This is a genomic window from Acidovorax sp. KNOB132 (genome assembly GCF_057541515.1).
Genome location: NZ_BAAJYT010000382.1, coordinates 1 through 2,628 on the forward strand (window position 1 = coordinate 1; position 2,628 = coordinate 2,628).

4 protein-coding genes are annotated in these 2,628 nt (G+C 49.9%); all 4 read left to right on the plus strand.

Going from position 1 to position 2,628, the window contains the following annotated elements:
* The first annotated feature begins 341 nt into the window (after positions 1-341).
* Complete coding sequence (locus tag AC27IO_RS22710; protein ID WP_498740905.1) at positions 342-647, plus strand: hypothetical protein; 306 nt, start codon at positions 342-344, stop codon at positions 645-647.
* A gap of 9 nt (positions 648-656) precedes the next feature.
* Positions 657-986, plus strand: a complete 330-nt coding sequence (locus tag AC27IO_RS22715; protein WP_284431410.1) for an Imm58 family immunity protein — start codon at positions 657-659, stop codon at positions 984-986.
* A 43-nt stretch (positions 987-1,029) separates the two neighbouring features.
* A complete protein-coding gene (locus tag AC27IO_RS22720; protein ID WP_284431411.1) occupies positions 1,030-1,596 on the plus strand; it encodes a hypothetical protein in 567 nt (188 codons plus the stop codon).
* Positions 1,597-2,087: 491 nt separating this feature from the next.
* Positions 2,088-2,399, plus strand: coding sequence for a hypothetical protein (locus AC27IO_RS22725; protein WP_498740908.1), 312 nt, complete (start codon positions 2,088-2,090; stop codon positions 2,397-2,399).
* Positions 2,400-2,628: the final 229 nt, after the last annotated feature.

Here is a 2,628-nt window from a genome sequence, read left to right on the forward strand (position 1 = left end):
TTCGACTGCGGTATCCGGGGCAGTGTTCGATGAGGAGACAGGCCTGAACTACAACCTGAACCGCTCCTATGACCCGCCTTCGGGGCGGTACTTCAGGCGGACCGATCGGGGCTGGATGGGGGTGGAATCGCTTTGGGTATGTGGGCGGCGATCCTCTGAATTTTATAGACCCTGAAGGGTTGGCTGCATGCACGGTATTGTTTCCGGATTACCCAATTGAGTATGCGGACGGTAAGACAAGCACATGGCTAGGCGGGCATGGGGGAGTATTGGGATATGACGCAGCGGGCGTGACTCAATATTACTAATACGGGCGATATAGTCCCAATAGCCCGGGCATAGTGGGCGCGCGGCTTTCTGCGGATGATGGAAATATTCGCCGTGTTAGTGTGCCAAATCTTGTCATGGATAAAGACGGGCAACCAACCTCTCAGTCAGTTGATAATCTTCGCTTTGCTCTTTCGGAAAAATCGGGTAAAAATACACGAGCCGAAATTACCTGTGATGCCAAGGCAGAAGAGAAAAAAGTGTATGATTATATTTTGAGTCTTGCAAATAATAAAGATCGTCCTAAATACAGTTGGAAGCCCTGGAGTTCTAATCAGTGCCGTACCTTTGCAAAAGGTGCCTTCAATGCTGGAAAATAAGGGATACATATGAAGCTAAAATTGATGATTTTTGCGCTAATGTTGGCGCTAATTGGTTGCGCTGTATTTGCATATTTGTGGATTGATCGCTCAATAACTCTAAATTATGTGAGGCAGAGTGGAGAGTCGAGTAACGAATCCAATCGCCGTTTGGAGAGATTATTGGAGGCTGCATGGATTGGGGTGCCAGAAAAATCTGTTATAGATGAGTTGCAATTGCAAGTGATTAAATATCCAGCGGAGAGCATTGTGATTAAAAAAGAGGATGGGGTAGTTTGGTTTGGAGAGATACCATTCAATTTTGAGCACGGCCGGCTTAAAAGCGTTGGAGGGCATTGATGACAACAGTCTCACAGGACAATTGGGACGTCAAGAACGGGGGGTGACGCTGGTAGAGTTGACTGCAAACTACACTTACGAAATCCTGAAACAGCGAGTGTTCAAGATTAGTGGGCGGATATTCGGGGCTAACCCGTCCCTCAACCAGCTGGCCGTCTATACGGAGGATGGCATCGGCAGCACCGTGCTGGGGCAGTACGGCAGCAGACGGAGCAGCGACAGCGCGGCAGCAGCGGGCGAGATGGACAGCACCGAGGTCATCTACCTGCCCACCGCGAACGGGCCGATGCCCATTGCCGCGCAGATCAACGGCAGGCTGTATGCCATCGATGCGGACCACCTGAACACGCCGAGACGCCTGACGAACACGCAGGGCCAGGTGGCGTGGCAGTGGCTGATCACGGGGTTTGGAGAGGCGAACCCGACGACCGGGGCGACCAATTACTCACAAAGCGGGCAGGGCAGTTCCAACCATGCGGAAGCCATCAAGTTCGACCTGCGGTATCCGGGGCAGGTGTTCGATAAGGAGACCCAACTGAACTACAACCTGAACCGGTCCTATGACCCGCCCTCGGGCGGTACTTCCAGGCTGATCCTATGGACTGGATGAGGGGGATCGATTTGGGTATGTGGCAGGAAATCCGATTTCGTCGATTGATCCGGATGGCTTGCAGTTTCTAGACTTGACCACTCTTGCTGGAGTCAGGCGAGAAACGACCTTGGACGATGCGGTGAGAGCCGGAGCTTGGATCCGGACGGTCACCATGCCTGCATCTGTAGCGGGATTTAGTCCTTCGGCAATAGGTCTGGCGGGATCTGCTGCTTCGCCATTGTTTTGTTCAACTACAACTACGGTGACTTCATGGGCAGAGGCAGGCGTTGTACCTGATCTGGCTGCGGGCAGGTGGGTAATGCAAGGTGGACCCAGTACTTGGAATTACATCAGAACTAGGGTGGGGGGGGCTCGATTCACATTTGATAAGGCCTTTCTTGGCCAATTTATCCAATCTCAAACTCTGTAACTGGCACCGCCACAGTCAGTTGGCCTGTTGGCATTGCCAACTTTTGGCGAGGAGTATTTGGTCAAATGCAAATAATTCCATGAATATAGATAATTTTGAAATTATTCTACTCGCGGGCTTTTTCTCAAAGCTTTTGTGGAATGTTATTTTCCCCTCAATGATGCAATGGATGCATAGATTGTGGATCTTGGGGAGGATAAATGAAAAGCCGCAAGAATTTCAAATGTTTACAGGCTTGGAGGTTTTGTTTTTGTTGATTTTCTCGGCATTGAAGGGCTATGAGGAGGTTTCCCTGTTTTATGGCTTTATGGTTGTTCTCTTTGGCGTGTTGCTCGTTGGCTTATCTTATCTTTTGTGTAGCGCTATTACTAAATTAATCAGAGGAAAGTAGCGGAATGCGTGGCGGATGCATCGCCAAAACAGGACCAGCGCAAACCCGGACAACGCCACATGGACAATTTCAAGTTGAGGATATCCTTACCCATCCCAGCGTAGTATTTAATCCACTGGGCCGAGATGGGTTCGTGCTTGAACAACAGACGGAAGGGAATTCGCTTCGATTCGAATGGAAGATTTGCTGGATTTGTTGATTAAGGTGTATGCAATGACTGAAAAAATTT

Bases quoted from the DNA above. Each gene is read 5' to 3' on its own strand.
- AC27IO_RS22725 (WP_498740908.1), top strand. From the start codon at position 2,088: ATGAATATAGATAATTTTGAAATTATTCTACTCGCGGGCTTTTTCTCA.
- AC27IO_RS22715 (WP_284431410.1), top strand. From the start codon at position 657: ATGAAGCTAAAATTGATGATTTTTGCGCTAATGTTGGCGCTAATTGGT.